Raw genomic sequence first — 16,479 nt, 5'->3', positions numbered from 1 at the left:
AATAAAATGGTAATGTCTCTTTCTAAGGAAGCTAATCCTTTACTTTCCTTAATAATTTCTTACTTTAAGGACAAAATAATTGTGTAGTTATCCTTTATATCATTTAAGGAGGTGTTTTTATGGTTGATAATAATAAAAGTCGTCTTAAGGATCAAAAAAGAAGTCAAGCTGAACTAAGAAAAATGTATCCTAAGGATGGTGCAGATGTAGGAATAATAGATGGAGTTAAAATAGGCTCCTACGCTAATAGCAAAGATCATTCTGAGAAGGATGAAATAACTTATTAATAAAGATTAGCAGAGAAGTCTTTATAGAAATTGCTAATTTACTAGATGTATTATTAAAAAATTTCCCTATATAACTATTTATATAGGGAAATCTTTAAATATATAAATATATGCCTATTTCGCTAGTTAACTAGTTAACTAGTTAACTATTTGTTCTGTCCATGCGGGTTTCAGAGATTTTAATATGGGAGTGTTATGATTTTATATAAGAATTAATGCTTTGATTATATTTTTGACTTATTAACTTTTTCTCATATAATTTTTTAGATCACCTACATCCTTTTTTAGATCTTCTACATCTTTTTTCACTTCATCTACTATCCTTAATTTATCGGTAAGGTGTGATATCACATCTTGATAATTTTTTTCTCTTTCTTCTTGCTTCACATCTCTTTTTTCTTGAGCTTTTAGTATATAGAATAATAAAAATATACTTAGTACAGCCCAAATACCTTGGGATAAAGCTACCTTTAGAATTTCATTCTCCATCATTTATTTCACACTCCTTACTTGATATATTTATTTATTAGTAAGACTGTAATGACTTTTTGCTAAGAGAACACATTTTGGGTTTATTATTTATATGCCTAAAGCCTATAAATTAATATAAAAGTATTCTATTTTTATAGCTACAAATTATCTGATAATTCTGAAAATTAATTATCCATTTCAACTTCATTAAATATGAGTTTTATTTAGACTATAATAATCTAATATAAGGATTTCTTGATGTAATTTACTAATGTTCCCTCAGATAAGTTAAAGATATTCCCTAATTAAATAAATTATTTTTAGCACAGTCATATCTTAGCTTCCTTGGTAAACTATTAGTAATAGAATCAAATTTAATTAACAATGATTCCATACTATTCTTATCATAAGGTTTTGCTTCTTTCACTAGAGTCACTATTAATCCCATTCTATACATCCTCCTTAAGATTACTTAATAAAATAAGAAGTTATTTTATGTAAAAGACAACTAGTTCAATTATCATTTATGATATTTTGTTATAGTTTATGCTACAATCAATAATAATACAACTAATAAAGCCTAAGATGGATGAAACGCAACATGAAATTCAACAAGAGTATCATTAAGGGTATATTGTTATTAATAATGCAACATTAAAGTTAAATTATATGGTTGCAAGTTACTTACTATCCTATTTATAGAAAGCAACTTGCAATTTTAAACACACATCATTCATAATCATTGTATGTCATAATCATATTATTTATTAGTAATTAATGAATAAATTTCAAAGTTAGTAATACCAACGGTTACTCACTACTACCCTTCCCATCCTTCTGGGAATTCAGCATTATGATATACATTTTGTACATCATCATCATCTTCCAAAACATCTAACATCTTTTGGAATTTAGTCGCAACTTCTTCATTAATTTCAGTGTATGTGTCTGGAATCATTTTAACATCTGCTTCTAAGAATTCTATTCCGTTAGATTCTAAAGCTTCTCTCACAGTACCAAAGTCTTCTGGAGTTGTAGTTACTACAAATACTTCATCTTCAGCTACAAAGTCCTCAGCACCTGCATCTAAAGCCATCATCATTAACTCATCTTCATCTACTGAATCAGTTTTTTCTATGATGATTTCACCTTTACTTTGGAACATGAAGCCTACACATCCAACGGTTCCCATATTTCCACCTTGTTTAGAGAAGGCGTATCTTACATTTCCTGCAGTTCTATTTTTATTCTCAGTAAGACACTCAACTATAACTGCTATTCCTTCTGGTCCGTATCCTTCATAGATTATAGTTTCATAGTTTACTGCACTTAACTCTCCTGCGGCTTTTTTAATTGCTCTAGTAATTGTATCATTAGGCATATTAGCTGCTTTTGCTTTTGCTATAACGTCTCTAAGCTTAGCATTTGTCTCTGGATTAGAGCCACCGTTTTTAGCTGCAACAACTATTTCCTTACCTATTTTAGTAAATATTTTACCTCTCTTAGCATCTGCTTTACCCTTTTTAGCTTGGATATTATGCCACTTTGAATGTCCTGACATATTAACTTCCTCCTGTACTATATATATAATTATTAACTTTAAAATCAATGTACCTATTATAACATAATATGTCTAATAATTTCAAATTTCAAGAGCTATCCTTCAATAGCTCTATAATATCTGTATCCTTCTTTAAATAAATACTCTTCATCCTCTTCACATATAGTTACTTTTCCACTAGTAGCCTCTACAAAATCTGCAATTATTGTTTCCTTATTTTCTACCTCTGTGAACAGTGATAACTCCACTTTATCTGTATATATGGTATCTTCAATATGCCAATTATTTGTACCACATAGGTATTGTATTTTACCTATTAAATCATATTCTAAAGTAAATCTTAATTTTAAGCCCTTTACTTTTTCTACAACACCTGCTTCTTCAATGGCTGAAGAGGCTCCTTTAGAGTAAGCTCTTATTAGCCCACCTCCCCCTAAAAGAATACCACCAAAGTAACGAGTAACTACCACCGCTACATCGGTTAAATCATTTTTCTTTATGACTTCTAAAACTGGAATGCCTGCTGTTCCTTGGGGTTCACCGTCATCACTGTATCTTTGTATGCCTTTATTTTCTCCCACTATATAAGCATAAACATTGTGGGTTGCTTCTTTATGCATACTCTTTATTTCATTTACAAAGTTCTTTGCTTCTTCTTCAGTATTTACTCTCTTTATGTATCCTATAAATGTAGATTTCTTTTCTTGAAATTCTGAAGTAGCACTCCCTTTCACTGTAAAATAACTCATATTTAAGCCCCCTCTATAATATTTAAAATAGATTTCTGTACTCTAAACCATAATGAAGATTTCTCGAAGACTGTTAGCTCATAAGTATTATGGCTATTATGGTAAGTACTATAGCAGTAATCTCCTTCTTCCCTAACTTTTCTTTAAAGAATGTAACTCCACAAAAGTTTGTGATTAAAATAGTTCCTGCACTTACCATAGGAAAGGCTATAACTGCTCTTACTTCTTCTAAGCCCTTTATTAAAAAGCTTGGCATTAATACATTAGGAATACCTACCATGACACCAAAACACATATCTATTAACTTTACTTTTCTATTTTTAATAATTAACATAATTAAGCTTATAGTAAATCCCGTTAGGAAAGTATAAAATAAATATAAATTTTTATATTGTACCATACCAAAGTTTTGAAATAGCTTTGTTACAAAATCTCCTCCACCAGCTAGTATAAAAAGAAGTATTAAATCTACTTTCATAGTATCTTTAACCTTTTGTTCTTCTTTGTTATTTAGATTTATAACTATTATAGCTATGATAGACAAGATTATTCCTAATATAGGTAATAATTCTATGGTCTCTCCTAATAGTATAACAGATAAAATTGTAGGTATTAATACTCCTAGCTTCATAAAAGTTGCAGATACAGATACTCCATTCTTTCCTACAGATTTTTGATATAGAATAAAACTTAAAAAATATAAAATACCTGTTATTATACCTAGAATTATTGCTAAAGCTCCTGTTCCTTCTTTAGAGAAAAGTTGTCCACTTATAAGTACCTGATTAAATTCCTGCATAAACATAGAAAACCAATTTATGTGGAAAATATTTAAACTTCCCATCATTATTATACTTGCCATCATTCCTGATAGATAATTTATGCTAGTTACCATATATCTATTACTTTCTCTACCTTCACTAAACTTAAATACAATAGCTATTAAAGAACTGCATAATATAGATAATAAAATATTAATCATTATTTTTATCTCCGTCACTTATATCTTGAAAATTTAATTCTTCATTATCTCTTTGCTTAATATAACCCTCACAAGCCTTTTTAATATACTCTTTATCAGTACTATTAAATAAAGCTCTTATTTTATCATCGGCTTCTCCACTGCTTATCTTCTGTAAGGACTTAACTGCATAACTTATTACTTGAGGATTTTTATCCTCCAAAGCTCTAATAAGGGCTCTCTCAGCTCTTGAATTACCTATTTTTCCAAGAGCTGAAATTGCCATTCTTCTAATATTTACATGATTATTAACCGTTGCCTTTATAAGTATGTCTACAGTGACATTACTTCTAAGTTCACCCATGATCCATATGGCGGCTTCTTTGTCCTTAAGTCCTAGCTCCATATAGTTTTTAACTAAAAAATGAATTAACTTTTCTTTATTAACTCTATCTAAACTATTCAAAACCAAAATTCTTTCTTCCTTAGCTGCTAAGATTAGGGATTTAAATAGATCTGATGACGATTCACTTTTAACTAAAAACCTGTATTTTATTTTGCAATTTATGAGATGTTTTTGAACTGTGGCTCTATCTAAATTTCTAATTTTACATATGGCTTCTATAGATTTTCCTTCTAAGCTTAGAAAATAGCTGATTTCTTCATCACTATAATTTTCAATGAAATTCCAATCATATTTAACTAATCCTGTACTCAAATTTTCTCCCTACTCTCCCCTTCAAATAATGCTCTAACTTCGATCCTAACAATATAATGATACTTTAGTTACTACTCTATAATATATTTTGAACTTTTGTTATAGACCTCATCATCACCTTGAACTACAAGAATAGTACCTTCTTCACCGTACTCTTCACTTTCTACCAAAGCATTTCTATGTAGATATGCAACTGATGATGAATCGCTATATGGTATTAATACCTTAAAGGTTTTTAATTTATAAGGAAGTATTTCTGTACATTTATTTAGCAACTCTTCAAAATTGATTTTATGTTTAGCTGAAACTTCTAAAATAGAATAGTTATTAAATGTTTCCTTTAAAGAATTTAAAATATCATCATTAGAATTATCAATTTTGTTGAGCACCAATAAAGTTGGCTTATCTCCTGCACCTAACTCCTTAAGTACTTCCTCTACCACTGTTATTTGCTTTTCTGCTGCATTACTAGATGCATCTACTACGTGAAGTAATAAGTCTGAATAAACTACCTCTTCTAAAGTTGATTTAAAAGCTTCTACTAAATCGTGAGGTAATTTTCTTATAAATCCTACAGTGTCTGTTACTGTGGCAACTCTATTGTCTGGAAGAGCCATAGCCCTGGTTGTAATATCTAAGGTTGCAAATAACATATCAGCCTCAAAAACTTTTTCTTTTACCGTAGCTGACTTAACTGGTGAGTATTCACAAAGAGCATTTCTAAGGGTAGATTTTCCTGCATTAGTATATCCCACTAATGATATCTTAGAAATATTATCCTTACTTCTTCTTTCTCTTTGGGTTGCTCTTATACTTTTTATCTTTTCTAATTCTTTATTTAAATCATAGATAGTATCTCTGATCTTTCTTTTGTCTGTCTCTAGCTTTTTCTCTCCTGGTCCCTTTGTTCCTATACCCCCTCCTGTTCTTGAAAGCATAGTTCCTAATCCACTAAGCCTGCTTAATCTGTATTTTAACTGGGATAACTCTACCTGAATTTTAGATTCCTTACTTCTGGCTCTCCTTGCAAATATCTCTAAAATAAGAGTAGTTCTATCAATTACCTTTGTTCCTATAGCTTGCTCTAGATTTCTTACTTGAGATCCTGATAATTCCTCATCAAATATTACTACATTGGCTCTTAGTGACTGTCTTAAATATGCTATTTCTTCAACCTTACCACTACCTATAAAATAAGCTGAATCAATTTTATTACGTTTTTGAAGTATTTCAAAAACTGGCTCTACATCACAGGCTTTAGTAAGTTCCTTTAACTCAGCTAGGCTTTCCTCATCTTCTATAGATACTAATATCGCTCTTTCTGAATTATCTTCCACTATGTTATCTACTTTAAAAACATCTTCAATATATCTAACCTTATCTAAAAACTTGTAGCTTAAAACTTTATTGATAGTTAAATTTTCAACTTCTTCTTCTATGAGCATGTTATCCTTCACATCACAGAAACCCATATTATAAATTAGAGGTTTATCCTCTGATACACCAATAGCAACTATACAATCTAGTTTTAATTTTAGAAGTGCAGATAAATCTAATGCGGATAGTTTAGGATTTCCATTGGGATGGGTATGGATTACTCTCACTTGAGATAATCTCCCCTCTCTAGTGTCAATCATAGGAACTTCAACTGTTGAGCTGTCTCCGATGGCAACACTAACAACACTTCCTTTTCTATCTATAGCAACGCTAACCTCTCTTTCAATTTCAAGGGTAACCTCTCTTAGAAGTTCTGCTAACTCTTCAGTTAATATGTCTGATTTTTGAAATCTCATATCATATATAGTATCTAACTTTTTCAAGATGAAGTTTTTAACTCCATCAGTATTTCCATTTATCATATAATCATCTCCAAACCTTATTTTTTCTTTATTAATAATTTTTCTACATTAAACAAACACTGCATTCTTATACATTTTATACTATTGACAATTTCACCTTAATTTTATACTATGAAAACATTAATGTAAATATAAATTGAGGTGTGATTACATGGAAGATAAACAAAGAAATGTTCTCTTTTCTAGAGAAGAAATTAATGAGGCTGTAGTTAAAATTGGAGCAAAAATTTCTAAAGACTATGATGGAAAAACTGTTTACGTATTATCTCTACTTAGAGGAAGCTTCATATTTGCTGCTGACTTAGTTAGAGAAATTACTGTACCTACAACTATAGGTTTTATGACTACATCAAGCTATGGTCATGGCGAAGAAACTAGTGGTACTTGTAAAATAGTTCAAGATGTACCTGATAATATTGAAGGTATGGATGTACTTGTAGTAGATGACATTGTAGATAGTGGTATTACTATGAACTTTGTGGTTGAACACGTTAAAAAGTTGGGTGCTAAAAGTGTAAAATGCTGTACTCTTTTAGACAAACCAGAAAGAAGAACTGTAGAAATATCTCCAGACTATTGTTGTTTTGAGATTCCTGATTTATTTGTAGTTGGATATGGCTTAAATTATGGTGACTTATATAGAAATATTCCTTACATATTTAACTGGGAATCTAAATAATAACCTTACAAATGTTTTAAATACTTAATATATTAATAGAAGAAAAAACATGAAAACATACTAAAAGCTAATATTAACTTATTAACTTCTAGTATGTTTTTTTATTTATTAAATTATATATTTACATTACTATAATTTTCTACTTAATAGCCTCTACTATTAAAGGAAGAGCATTTCCTGTATAGGTACTTCTATTAAAATCATCGTAGCTCCAGGATTTTTCAAATCCAATTTCCTTTAACATTTCAAATAACTCTTCATTTTCTAACATAAATAGATCTACTGTGTTTTCTAAAATCTCATTATTTTCTTTATCAGTTATTCTTCCCGTAAACTTTACAATATCACTATCTGGTTTAATACTATAAAACCTTTCAAATTTAACTTTAGGACCATCAATAAGAGGCAATTCTTTAATATGCTCTCTCTTCACCTTATCAAAATTAATAGTTTGAATACATAATGGTGAATCCTTTTTTAATACTTCATAGCATCCTTTTAAAAATTCTTTTATTTGACTTTTTCCGCCTAGGTGAGGAAGTACATTCCCTATACATACAATACCATTAAACTCTTCTCCAAAGGACTTAGCTATAGTTTTCATATCCATAACTTCAAACTTCAAAGTATCACTTTCCTTATACCTATCCTTAGCTATTCTTATCATTTCTTGGTCTAAGTCTATGCCTAAAGCCCTATATCCTTGTGAAGAAATATATTCTGTAGTTTCTCCAGTACTACATCCAATATCTAAAACAAATCCACCCTTTTCTATATTCTTTAAAGCAAACTTCTTTTTACCTAATGGTGCTGGAAAAATATCATCATAATATTTAGCTAAGGCATTATAAAATTTTATACATTGATCCATATTACTCATCTCCTGTTCTTTAATTATTTATTCTATAGGAAATTCCTACTATTTAAATTAATTATATATTTTCATATATCTATATTTATTTACATAAATAGTATGATATATAAAGAATTTATTCAGTGATTAGCATCACACTTTCTAATTACCGTTAAGATCCATTTGTATTGCAGTACTTGGTACCCTTCCAACTATAATGGTTTCAACTATAGGTATTTCATTAACTATTTCTAACTCACTAGAAGATACTGCCATAATCATCTTTACTCTAGTGGTTGTTTCTATATAAATTTTATGCCTAGTTTGATTTATTCCTGCATCTTCAAATTCGGATATATATCTAGTAGTAATATGCCCTATTGGCCTCATTCTTATTTTTACATCTGGACCAAATCTACCTAAAATATTATTTTTAGTCACATATCCCATGGGTATCTTATGTCTACTTTAGATTTTTCCTCTAATTCATCTTGTGCTTTTAATACAGTCAATGTAGCAATTTCACTTAGTTTTAAAGTATCTGCTGACATCATTATGATGTTTCCATCATTATCCTTATCAAATTTTATTATATCATTATAATTAAAATTCTTAGAGTATTCCTGGAAAATTGTTTTATTTATTGTATTAGTGACCTCTGCTCTCATCTGTGCATCTGCCACTAATTTTACCGTTGGCATTATAATTTTATCTAAAGTATATATAAAAGTTATTAAAAAAGTCATAATTAAAAAAGTTATTATGGTAAATTTTAACTTCAAAGATGATTTCATAGTATTACTCCTTTATAAATGTGGTATAATGTTAATAAATGTATAATATGTTACATAAAATTATTCAATATCCAATATATGTATATGTATAAGAACTTCATTGAAGAATACTATATTGTATTTATACTAGCATATAAGTTATAATATAGTATCGAAGATATGTTCATCATAAAAGGAGGAGAATATGGGAGAAAATAAAAAAATTAAACCTAAGCAAAAAAAGCCCAAGAAGAAAAGTCGTAAAGTCTTTAAAGTAATATATATAGTTTTACTACTTTTAATAATAACTTGTGCAGCTGCTGGTTTTGGTATTATATCTGGCATGATTAAAACAGCTCCAGAGCTTGATCTTGATATATTTTTATCTAATGGAGAAACTACACTTCTATATGACAATAAAGGAAAAGAAATGGATGAGTATAAGACTCCTGAAAAGAGAATCTCTGTAGATATATCTACAGTACCTAAATATCTACAGGACGCCTTTGTAAGTATTGAAGATCAACGATTTTTAGAACATAAAGGTGTTGACATAAGAAGACTTGGAGGAGCTGTAATCCAAGATGCTAAAATAATTCTTGGTTTATCTAATGATGAAATCCAAGGTGCATCAACTATTACTCAACAGTTGGTTAAGTATAAGTTTTTCCTTGAAGATTCTATAAATAATAGAGCTAATATAGAAAGAAAAGTTCAAGAGATTTATTTGGCACGTAAGTTAGAAAAGCTTCTATCTAAGGAACAAATTCTTAACGAATACATGAATACTATCTTTTTAGGCGGTAACGCTCACGGAATTGAAGCTGCTTCAACCATGTATTTTGGAAAATCTGTAGCAGATGGTTTAACCCTTAAGCAATGTGCATTTTTAGCAAGTGCTGCTCAGAATCCAACTATATCTTATATGAATGCCTATGAAGCCTTTGAAAAGAAAGAAGCCTTTGACTCACCAAGAACTAAATTGGTTCTTGCTAAAATGCTAGAGCTGGGAAAAATAACTCAAGAGGAATATGATACTGCTTTAGCAGAACCTCTTATGCTAAATTTCTCAACTTTAGAGGGTGACAAAATGGTTTATGAATGGTTTTCAAGACCTGTAATAAAACAAGTGGCAAAGGATTTAATGAAAACCTATGGATATACTGAAGCTGAAGCCTATGAAAAAATCACCTTTGGTGGTTTAAGAATATATACAACCATGGATAGAAAACTTCAGGATTCAGTACAAAAAATTATGAACAATTATCTTAAAGATACTCAAGGCTCTAAGGCAGATGGAGTTCAAGCCTCTGCTATAATAACAGATTATCTTAAGGGTGAAGTTAAAGTTATAATTGGTGGTATTGGTGATCAACCAGCTATGTCTTATAATAGAGCTATCTCTGTTGGAAAGGATGGTCAAACCTTCCTACGTTCACCAGGTTCTAGTATAAAGCCACTTACTGTATATGCTCCAGCTATTGAAGGTAAAACTTTAACTGCAGGGTCGGTATTTGTAGATGGTCCATTACCAACTTCTATTGGTTCTAAATATCCAGATAAAGGCAGTTCCTACGTTCCACAGAACTGGAATTATGTATTTGACGGATATATTACTATCCGTGATGCTCTTGCTCTTTCTAAAAATACCGTGGCAGTATCTGTAGTTGATAGAATAGGTTTAGATACGTCAGCATCCTATGGAGAAAAATTTGGATTAAGTATAACTGATAGAGATAGAACTAGTATTTCTGCTTTATCTCTAGGTGAAATAGATGGAACTACACCTTATGAAATGGCTCAAGCCTTTGGTACCTTTGGAAATCAAGGAAATATGACTACTTCAAGAATATATACTAAGGTTACTGATAAGAATGGTAAAGTTCTACTCGAGCCAAAACTTGAATCTAAACAAGTAATTTCTCCACAAACAGCTTATATTGTTTATGATATGCTTGAAGGTTCTGTGAACAACACAGGTCCACAAGCAAGATTTGGGAATATGGAAGTTAGGGGTAAAACTGGTACCTCTGAATCTACCAAAAACCTTTATTTCAGTGGATTAACACCTTACTACTCAGGCGCTGTATGGATGGGCTATGATAATAGTAAGGAATTACCTTTTACTAGTAGTAGCGTTCCAGCTGGTCTATGGGGTAAGATTATGGCAGCAGCTCATGAGGGGCTTGAATATAAATCTCTTCAGGCTCCTGGTGGATTAACTAGTGCTTATATTTCTAAAGATTCTGGAACCCTTCCAACGGCGCTTACTAAGAGGGATCCTAGGGGAAATAGAATTTACTCTGAAATCTTTATAAGTGGTACTCAACCAACTACTCTGGATAATATCCATGTGGAACTTGACGTTGTAAAGGCTGCTGATGGTAAATACTACTTACCTTCTGATAAAACACCTAAAGATAAAATACAAAAGGTAGTATTTATAACTCGTGATACTAGATTATATTCTGGTAACATGCTTGATAATAAATACCTAGCTCCAGTGGCTAAAGATCCTACAGAATATAAGGTTGAAGAAAAAGATAAAGATAAAGACAAGGATAAAGATAAAAATAAAGATAAAATACCTAATCCTAATAAACCTGGTGAAAATACAAATCCTGGTGATACAACTACACCTCCTGTAGGCCCATCTGATCCTGGTGGTGATACTGGAGATGAAGGTAATGAAGGTAACACTGGAAATAGTGAAAATAAGCCTGAAGCTTTCAATCATCTGTTAAATATCTATACTATGATCCCTAAAATATTTAGTAATAGTATAAGAGGCTAAATAATTCTATTATAAAACTATAAAATTAAAGTCTTCTCAAATACACAAATTTGAGAAGACTTTTTATATGCTTTACTTCGTTTTAGAGTCAAATAGTACTGACATTAGGTATCCAAATACTACAGCAGCCGCTATACCTGCAGAAGTAGCACTTACACCTCCTGTAACAATTCCTAATAAACCATTTTTATCAACTTCCTCCATAACACCTTTAGCTAAGGAATATCCAAATCCAGGTAGAGGAATCCTAGCTCCCGATAAACCAATCTCAGCTATCTTTTCATATATGCCAAATCCTTGAAGAACTACCCCTGATACTACAAAGATAACTAATATTCTAGATGGAGTTAATTTTGTGGTATCCATTAAAACTTGACCTATTACACAAATGATTCCACCAACTACAAAAACCCTTAGAAAATCTCCCCACATATTTATTCACCCCCAAACTCTAGAGCAATGGCATGGGCTATACCTGGTATAGTTTCACCTTGATAGTTAGATATGGTGCTTAGAAGAGCTCCTGTAGCAATTAGTAACACCTTTTTATACTTTTTCTGTATCATTCCTTTATAAATCATACTACTCATAACTGTAGCAGAACATCCTGCTCCACTACCTCCACAGTTGGTACTCTGTGATTTACAATCAAATATTTCATCACCACAATCAATATAATTTGATCCTATATTATAGCCATATTCCTTTAATAACTCAGTAGTTATTTGCTTACCAACAGAACCTAAATCTCCACTGACAATGATGTCGTAATCACTAGGCTTTCTACCTGTGTCTTGAAAATGTTGTTTTATAGTATCAACTGCTGCTGGAGCCATGGCTGCTCCCATTTCATTAGGGTCAGTTATTCCATAATCCTTTACCTTACCAAGGGTAATATGAGTTACACGAGGTACATTGTTTCCCTTTTTAGCTAATACCACCGCTGCTGCACCTGTAACCGTCCATTGAGATGATGGAGCTCGTTGACTTCCCATTTCTAGAGGTACTCTAAACTGACGCTCTGATGATGAGAAATGAGATGAAGATACTGCCATCATATGATTACCTATATCTGCTTCTAAACATATTGATGCTAGTGAAAGTGCTTCTATAAATGTTGAACATGCCCCATATAAACCCAAAAATGGAATATCTACTTCTCTTGCCATAAAACAAGATGGCATTAATTGATTTATTAAATCCCCGGCAAAAACATAAGAGATATCTTGTTCTTTAAGGTGTGCTTTTTTAAGTACTTCTTGAACTACATGTAGTTGCATTTTACTTTCTGCCGATTCAAAGGTCTTACAACCACATAAATCATCCTCTAGAATCTCGTCAAAATTATCCTTTAATGGACCTTCCCCTTCTTTGGGACCAACAACGGTATATGTAGCTATAAGTCTTGGTTTTGTCAATAATTCTACTGTTTGTAATCCTACTTTTCTTCCCATATTATTACCACCTAAAAATATAATATAATATTCCAAGTATAACAGAGGCACTAATGCTATAAACAAGCACTGGTCCTGCTATAGTAAACATCTTTGATGCAACTCCAAACACATATCCTTCTTTTTTAAATTCTATGGCTGGTGATACAATAGAGTTTGCAAAGCCTGTTATTGGGACTACCGATCCAGCTCCTGCATAATCTCCAATTCTGTCATATATACCTATCCCTGTTAAAAGGGCTCCTAGAAATATCATAATAACTGTTTCCCATGCAGTAGCTTGTAATTTATCTTGACCTAAATAAATCAATGTTTTAAAAATAATCTCTCCAACTACACATATTAATCCACCAGTCCAAAAGGCTCTGAAAGAATTCTTAAATATAGTAGGTTTAGGTTTGGAACTTTCATATACATTTTGAAACTTAGCTTTTATTTTAGTTTCTTTTACTTTCATTATTATCCTCCTAACATCAAAATTGTAAAAGTATTAATGATAGTATCTGCATTTTACTAAAATTTAAACAAAAAAAGATGCTTACGCATCTTTTTCAAATTTACAAATTAAAAACTTATGATTTTTTTAACCTTCGAAGAAGCTAAGAACTCTGTTTACCCGATGACTATCAGCTCTAATACTCCCATCTTTTTCAAATTGGTAGTAAAGAGCTGCTACGTCCCTGGATAACGATTTCTAACCTTAGAAGAAGCTAAGAACTCTGTTTACCCAGATAGCCTATCTCTCATAATTTTTAGAACTTTTTTTTCAATTCTAGAAACTTGTACTTGACTTATGCCCATCATCTTAGCTACTTGAATTTGAGTTTTATCTTTAAAATATCTAAGTATTATAATTTGCCTTGATTTAACATCCAATTTATTTAAGGCTTCCTTCAATGCTAGCTTATCAATTACCTCATTATCTTCTTCATAATCCTCACTAAGCTTATCTATAAGTAATACTGGAGCTCCGTCATCTTGATGAATAGTGTCATATAAGTATTGCATGCTACTAGCAGATTCTAGTGCAGTGATTATATCTTCTTTATCTACTTTTGAATAATCTGATAATTCTTCAATGGTGGGTTCTCTTCCGAGTTCTTTGGTTAATGCATCCTTATCATAGTGTAACTTTCTAGCCGTATTTTTAATGCTTCTACTTACCTTTATCATTCCATCATCTCTTAAAAATCTTTTTATTTCTCCTATAATCATTGGAACAGCATATGTAGAAAATTTTACATTAAAGTTCTCATCAAAGTTATTTATAGCTTTCACTAGGCCTATGCATCCTATTTGAAATATATCATCGTACTCATAGCCTCTATTTAAAAACTTTTTGCTTATAGAAGAAACTAAAGGTAAATTCATTTCTGTTAAATATTCTAAAGCTTCATTATCTCCTTCTTTAGCCCGTTTTATAAGTTCCTTATTATCGTCATAATTATAGTTATTATTTCTATGAATTTTCTCACTCATATTTTTCACCTATCTTACAGTGTTGAAAGCTTTTTTCATTGTTACAGTTGTTCCCTCACCCTTTACAGATTCTACTATTAGGCTATCCATAAAAGTTTCCATAACTGTGAAGCCCATTCCTGATCTCTCTAGGTCAGGTCTAGATGTATATAGAGGTTGCATTGCCATATCTACATTATCTATTCCCGCACCATTATCTATTACTTTTACTGTAAACTCATTCTCAATAATTGTAGCCTCTAATTTTACAAAGTTACCTTCACTTTCATTGCCATAGCCATGAATAATTGCATTGGTAACTGCTTCTGATACTGCAGTTTTTATATCACTAAGCTCGTCTAATGTAGGATCTAACTGCGCAGCAAAAGCTGCTATTACAACTCTTGCAAAGCTTTCATTTTTAGATAAACTACTAAATTCAACTTTGATTTTATTTTCCATATCATTAATTCCTCCCACTAAATGTTCCTTAGTGCTTCTTCAACATTTTCATACATTGAAATTATTTTAAACATACCTGAAAGTTCAAATATTCTCTTAACTGTAGGTGTAACATTTGTTAAGCACACCTTGCCACCCCTTAAGGACATCTTCTTATATCTTCCTATTACTGCTCCAATTCCTGAACTATCCATAAAATTCACACCAGAAAAATTGAAAATTAAAGCCTTATATCCATCTTTATCTAAAATATCATCAATCCTAGTTCTAACTTCTTCTGCACTGTGATGATCAAGTTCTCCTTGAAGTGTAACTACGATTTTGTCATCTAATGGTTCAAACCTAAGTAACATACGCTTCCCTCCAACCTATATTATATTCATAAATTTTTACATTTAGAACATACACTAATTATACACTATATTGTTAATCCGTTACAGTTTTTTCCAAAATTTATTTGAGAAATTTAATACAAAAATATTTACTTGTCAACATATTTTTACATTCATCGCCTTCATTATTTTACATTTAAGCATAATTTTCATATTTGCACAAATAATATTGATTTAAAACTTAGCAACTTAGCGTAATAAAAATTAGTGGTATCGCTTCTCTGTATCTTATTAATTTAAAAATTATTTAGTGAGTTCTTCATATTTATAACTATATTTATAAATATAATCTTATTAAAAAAGAGAATGCACTCAATGGATATTCTTCCCTGAGACATTCTCTTTTATATAGTGTTTGTAATTATCTTAAGCTACATATGTTGATTTACAATAGCTAATATCTCTTTTTGCTTTTTCATACCATCTTCACTTAATTTTTTTAATTCACTTCTAATTTCCTCTGTATAAGCTTCATCCTTTATAGAAGAAAGATTTATTTTTACATTTAAAATTGCTCCTTCTATAGCACTTTGAGCCAATAATGCTGCTACACCACCATCAGAAATAGCGTTTTTATTACCATATTTAACGCATACAAGAATTCCTTCATAAATTTCATAGGATCTTCTTGCTACTTTTAATGGTACTTGTGTTGCTGCCTTATACCCTAATTGTATTTTACTACTTCTAGCAGCCTTTTCTTCATCAGTATCCTTAGGCATTTTAAATGCAGCCATAAGTTCATTGAAAGCTTCTGTATCTTCATTCATAAGGTCTAAGAATTCATCCTTTTCTCTTCCTGATACTTCTAAATATTTATTTACTAATGCTTTTTCTTCCTCATTTAATGCTTCATAAGCTTTTTTGCCTACAGTTAAGTTAAAAACCATTGATGATAATGCACTAGATAATGATGCACAAAGAGCTGCTACACTTCCACCACCTGGAGCTGGTGAATTTGAACCTAATTCTCCAATAAACTCTCTCACAGTTTTTGTATCTAACATA

General features: G+C 30.9%; 20 protein-coding genes. 3 read left to right on the top strand and 17 right to left on the bottom strand.

Annotated features, from left to right (window positions below; all coding sequences use genetic code 11):
* Positions 1-119 precede the first annotated feature (119 nt).
* On the top strand, positions 120-287 hold the full coding sequence (locus B2P65_RS02770; RefSeq protein ID WP_198028596.1) for a hypothetical protein: 168 nt from the start codon (positions 120-122) through the stop codon (positions 285-287).
* 240 nt (positions 288-527) lie between these two features.
* On the opposite strand, the gene B2P65_RS02765 is transcribed toward B2P65_RS02770, so the two are convergent.
* From B2P65_RS02765 to hflX, 7 genes are all read right to left on the bottom strand, one after another.
* A complete protein-coding gene (locus B2P65_RS02765) occupies positions 528-776 on the bottom strand; it encodes a BhlA/UviB family holin-like peptide (protein WP_150843415.1) in 249 nt (82 codons plus the stop codon).
* Between the two features lie 283 nt (positions 777-1,059).
* Complete coding sequence (locus B2P65_RS02760) at positions 1,060-1,206, bottom strand: hypothetical protein (protein ID WP_346848644.1); 147 nt, start codon at positions 1,204-1,206, stop codon at positions 1,060-1,062.
* Between the two features lie 372 nt (positions 1,207-1,578).
* Positions 1,579-2,319, bottom strand: a complete 741-nt coding sequence (locus B2P65_RS02755; protein WP_035134436.1) for a YebC/PmpR family DNA-binding transcriptional regulator — start codon at positions 2,317-2,319, stop codon at positions 1,579-1,581.
* A 95-nt stretch (positions 2,320-2,414) separates the two neighbouring features.
* Entirely contained in the window at positions 2,415-3,068 is a 654-nt protein-coding gene (locus tag B2P65_RS02750) for a YigZ family protein (RefSeq protein WP_346848638.1), read from the bottom strand.
* 73 nt (positions 3,069-3,141) lie between these two features.
* Positions 3,142-4,050 carry an EamA family transporter gene (locus B2P65_RS02745; protein WP_346879545.1) on the bottom strand — a complete coding sequence of 303 codons (909 nt, stop codon included), beginning with the start codon at positions 4,048-4,050 and terminating at the stop codon, positions 3,142-3,144.
* Positions 4,043-4,747: a HEAT repeat domain-containing protein gene (locus B2P65_RS02740; protein WP_346878557.1), complete on the bottom strand. Its 705-nt coding sequence runs from the start codon at positions 4,745-4,747 to the stop codon at positions 4,043-4,045. Before B2P65_RS02740 ends, B2P65_RS02745 begins: the two co-directional genes overlap by 8 nt.
* 71 nt (positions 4,748-4,818) lie before the next feature.
* The gene (gene hflX, locus B2P65_RS02735) at positions 4,819-6,606 is read right to left on the bottom strand and encodes a GTPase HflX (protein WP_346877786.1); all 1,788 of its coding nucleotides are present in this window, start codon (positions 6,604-6,606) and stop codon (positions 4,819-4,821) included.
* Between the two features lie 151 nt (positions 6,607-6,757).
* Here hflX and hpt point away from each other — a divergent pair, with 151 nt between their 5' ends.
* Positions 6,758-7,285, top strand: a complete 528-nt coding sequence (gene hpt, locus B2P65_RS02730) for a hypoxanthine phosphoribosyltransferase (protein ID WP_346848635.1) — start codon at positions 6,758-6,760, stop codon at positions 7,283-7,285.
* Positions 7,286-7,424: 139 nt separating this feature from the next.
* Here the strand turns inward: hpt and B2P65_RS02725 are convergent, their stop codons facing one another.
* The 3 genes from B2P65_RS02725 to B2P65_RS02715 all read right to left on the bottom strand — a co-directional run bounded on the left by B2P65_RS02725 (position 7,425) and on the right by B2P65_RS02715 (position 8,932).
* Entirely contained in the window at positions 7,425-8,156 is a 732-nt protein-coding gene (locus B2P65_RS02725; protein WP_035134424.1) for a class I SAM-dependent methyltransferase, read from the bottom strand.
* 144 nt (positions 8,157-8,300) lie between these two features.
* Positions 8,301-8,579 carry a sporulation protein YunB gene (locus B2P65_RS02720; protein ID WP_346879544.1) on the bottom strand — a complete coding sequence of 93 codons (279 nt, stop codon included), beginning with the start codon at positions 8,577-8,579 and terminating at the stop codon, positions 8,301-8,303.
* Positions 8,576-8,932, bottom strand: coding sequence for a hypothetical protein (locus B2P65_RS02715; RefSeq protein WP_346879543.1), 357 nt, complete (start codon positions 8,930-8,932; stop codon positions 8,576-8,578). Before B2P65_RS02715 ends, B2P65_RS02720 begins: the two co-directional genes overlap by 4 nt.
* 184 nt (positions 8,933-9,116) lie before the next feature.
* On the opposite strand from B2P65_RS02715, the gene B2P65_RS02710 reads away from it, so the two are divergent.
* Positions 9,117-11,705, top strand: a complete 2,589-nt coding sequence (locus tag B2P65_RS02710; RefSeq protein ID WP_346848633.1) for a transglycosylase domain-containing protein — start codon at positions 9,117-9,119, stop codon at positions 11,703-11,705.
* A gap of 72 nt (positions 11,706-11,777) precedes the next feature.
* Here the strand turns inward: B2P65_RS02710 and spoVAE are convergent, their stop codons facing one another.
* From spoVAE to B2P65_RS02675, 7 genes are all read right to left on the bottom strand, one after another.
* Positions 11,778-12,137 carry a stage V sporulation protein AE gene (gene spoVAE, locus B2P65_RS02705; protein WP_346848632.1) on the bottom strand — a complete coding sequence of 120 codons (360 nt, stop codon included), beginning with the start codon at positions 12,135-12,137 and terminating at the stop codon, positions 11,778-11,780.
* Between the two features lie 2 nt (positions 12,138-12,139).
* Entirely contained in the window at positions 12,140-13,159 is a 1,020-nt protein-coding gene (gene spoVAD, locus B2P65_RS02700) for a stage V sporulation protein AD (RefSeq protein WP_150844476.1), read from the bottom strand.
* A gap of 4 nt (positions 13,160-13,163) precedes the next feature.
* Positions 13,164-13,616, bottom strand: coding sequence for a stage V sporulation protein AC (gene spoVAC / locus B2P65_RS02695; protein WP_346848631.1), 453 nt, complete (start codon positions 13,614-13,616; stop codon positions 13,164-13,166).
* A gap of 266 nt (positions 13,617-13,882) precedes the next feature.
* The gene (sigF, locus tag B2P65_RS02690; protein ID WP_035134413.1) at positions 13,883-14,638 is read right to left on the bottom strand and encodes an RNA polymerase sporulation sigma factor SigF; all 756 of its coding nucleotides are present in this window, start codon (positions 14,636-14,638) and stop codon (positions 13,883-13,885) included.
* A gap of 9 nt (positions 14,639-14,647) precedes the next feature.
* Positions 14,648-15,079 carry an anti-sigma F factor gene (spoIIAB, locus tag B2P65_RS02685; protein ID WP_035134411.1) on the bottom strand — a complete coding sequence of 144 codons (432 nt, stop codon included), beginning with the start codon at positions 15,077-15,079 and terminating at the stop codon, positions 14,648-14,650.
* 17 nt (positions 15,080-15,096) lie between these two features.
* Complete coding sequence (gene spoIIAA, locus B2P65_RS02680; protein WP_035134409.1) at positions 15,097-15,432, bottom strand: anti-sigma F factor antagonist; 336 nt, start codon at positions 15,430-15,432, stop codon at positions 15,097-15,099.
* Between the two features lie 410 nt (positions 15,433-15,842).
* Complete coding sequence (locus tag B2P65_RS02675) at positions 15,843-16,478, bottom strand: cyclodeaminase/cyclohydrolase family protein (protein WP_346848630.1); 636 nt, start codon at positions 16,476-16,478, stop codon at positions 15,843-15,845.
* Position 16,479 lies beyond the last annotated feature (1 nt).

Origin of the sequence: Clostridium sp. UBA3061 (genome assembly GCF_002367465.1) — a bacterium.
Lineage (GTDB): Bacteria > Bacillota > Clostridia > Clostridiales > Clostridiaceae > Clostridium_J > Clostridium_J sulfidigenes.
This window is presented reverse-complemented; position numbering and strand designations above follow the sequence as displayed.

Bases quoted from the DNA above. Each gene is read 5' to 3' on its own strand.
- B2P65_RS02770 (WP_198028596.1), top strand. From the start codon at position 120: ATGGTTGATAATAATAAAAGTCGTCTTAAGGATCAAAAAAGAAGTCAA.
- B2P65_RS02765 (WP_150843415.1), bottom strand. From the start codon at position 776: ATGGAGAATGAAATTCTAAAGGTAGCTTTATCCCAAGGTATTTGGGCT.
- B2P65_RS02760 (WP_346848644.1), bottom strand. From the start codon at position 1,206: ATGGGATTAATAGTGACTCTAGTGAAAGAAGCAAAACCTTATGATAAG.
- B2P65_RS02755 (WP_035134436.1), bottom strand. From the start codon at position 2,319: ATGTCAGGACATTCAAAGTGGCATAATATCCAAGCTAAAAAGGGTAAA.
- B2P65_RS02750 (WP_346848638.1), bottom strand. From the start codon at position 3,068: ATGAGTTATTTTACAGTGAAAGGGAGTGCTACTTCAGAATTTCAAGAA.
- B2P65_RS02745 (WP_346879545.1), bottom strand. From the start codon at position 4,050: ATGATTAATATTTTATTATCTATATTATGCAGTTCTTTAATAGCTATT.
- hflX (WP_346877786.1), bottom strand. From the start codon at position 6,606: ATGATAAATGGAAATACTGATGGAGTTAAAAACTTCATCTTGAAAAAG.
- hpt (WP_346848635.1), top strand. From the start codon at position 6,758: ATGGAAGATAAACAAAGAAATGTTCTCTTTTCTAGAGAAGAAATTAAT.
- B2P65_RS02725 (WP_035134424.1), bottom strand. From the start codon at position 8,156: ATGGATCAATGTATAAAATTTTATAATGCCTTAGCTAAATATTATGAT.
- B2P65_RS02715 (WP_346879543.1), bottom strand. From the start codon at position 8,932: ATGAAATCATCTTTGAAGTTAAAATTTACCATAATAACTTTTTTAATT.
- B2P65_RS02710 (WP_346848633.1), top strand. From the start codon at position 9,117: ATGGGAGAAAATAAAAAAATTAAACCTAAGCAAAAAAAGCCCAAGAAG.
- spoVAE (WP_346848632.1), bottom strand. From the start codon at position 12,137: ATGTGGGGAGATTTTCTAAGGGTTTTTGTAGTTGGTGGAATCATTTGT.
- spoVAD (WP_150844476.1), bottom strand. From the start codon at position 13,159: ATGGGAAGAAAAGTAGGATTACAAACAGTAGAATTATTGACAAAACCA.
- spoVAC (WP_346848631.1), bottom strand. From the start codon at position 13,616: ATGAAAGTAAAAGAAACTAAAATAAAAGCTAAGTTTCAAAATGTATAT.
- sigF (WP_035134413.1), bottom strand. From the start codon at position 14,638: ATGAGTGAGAAAATTCATAGAAATAATAACTATAATTATGACGATAAT.
- spoIIAB (WP_035134411.1), bottom strand. From the start codon at position 15,079: ATGGAAAATAAAATCAAAGTTGAATTTAGTAGTTTATCTAAAAATGAA.
- spoIIAA (WP_035134409.1), bottom strand. From the start codon at position 15,432: ATGTTACTTAGGTTTGAACCATTAGATGACAAAATCGTAGTTACACTT.
- B2P65_RS02675 (WP_346848630.1), bottom strand. From the start codon at position 16,478: ATGTTAGATACAAAAACTGTGAGAGAGTTTATTGGAGAATTAGGTTCA.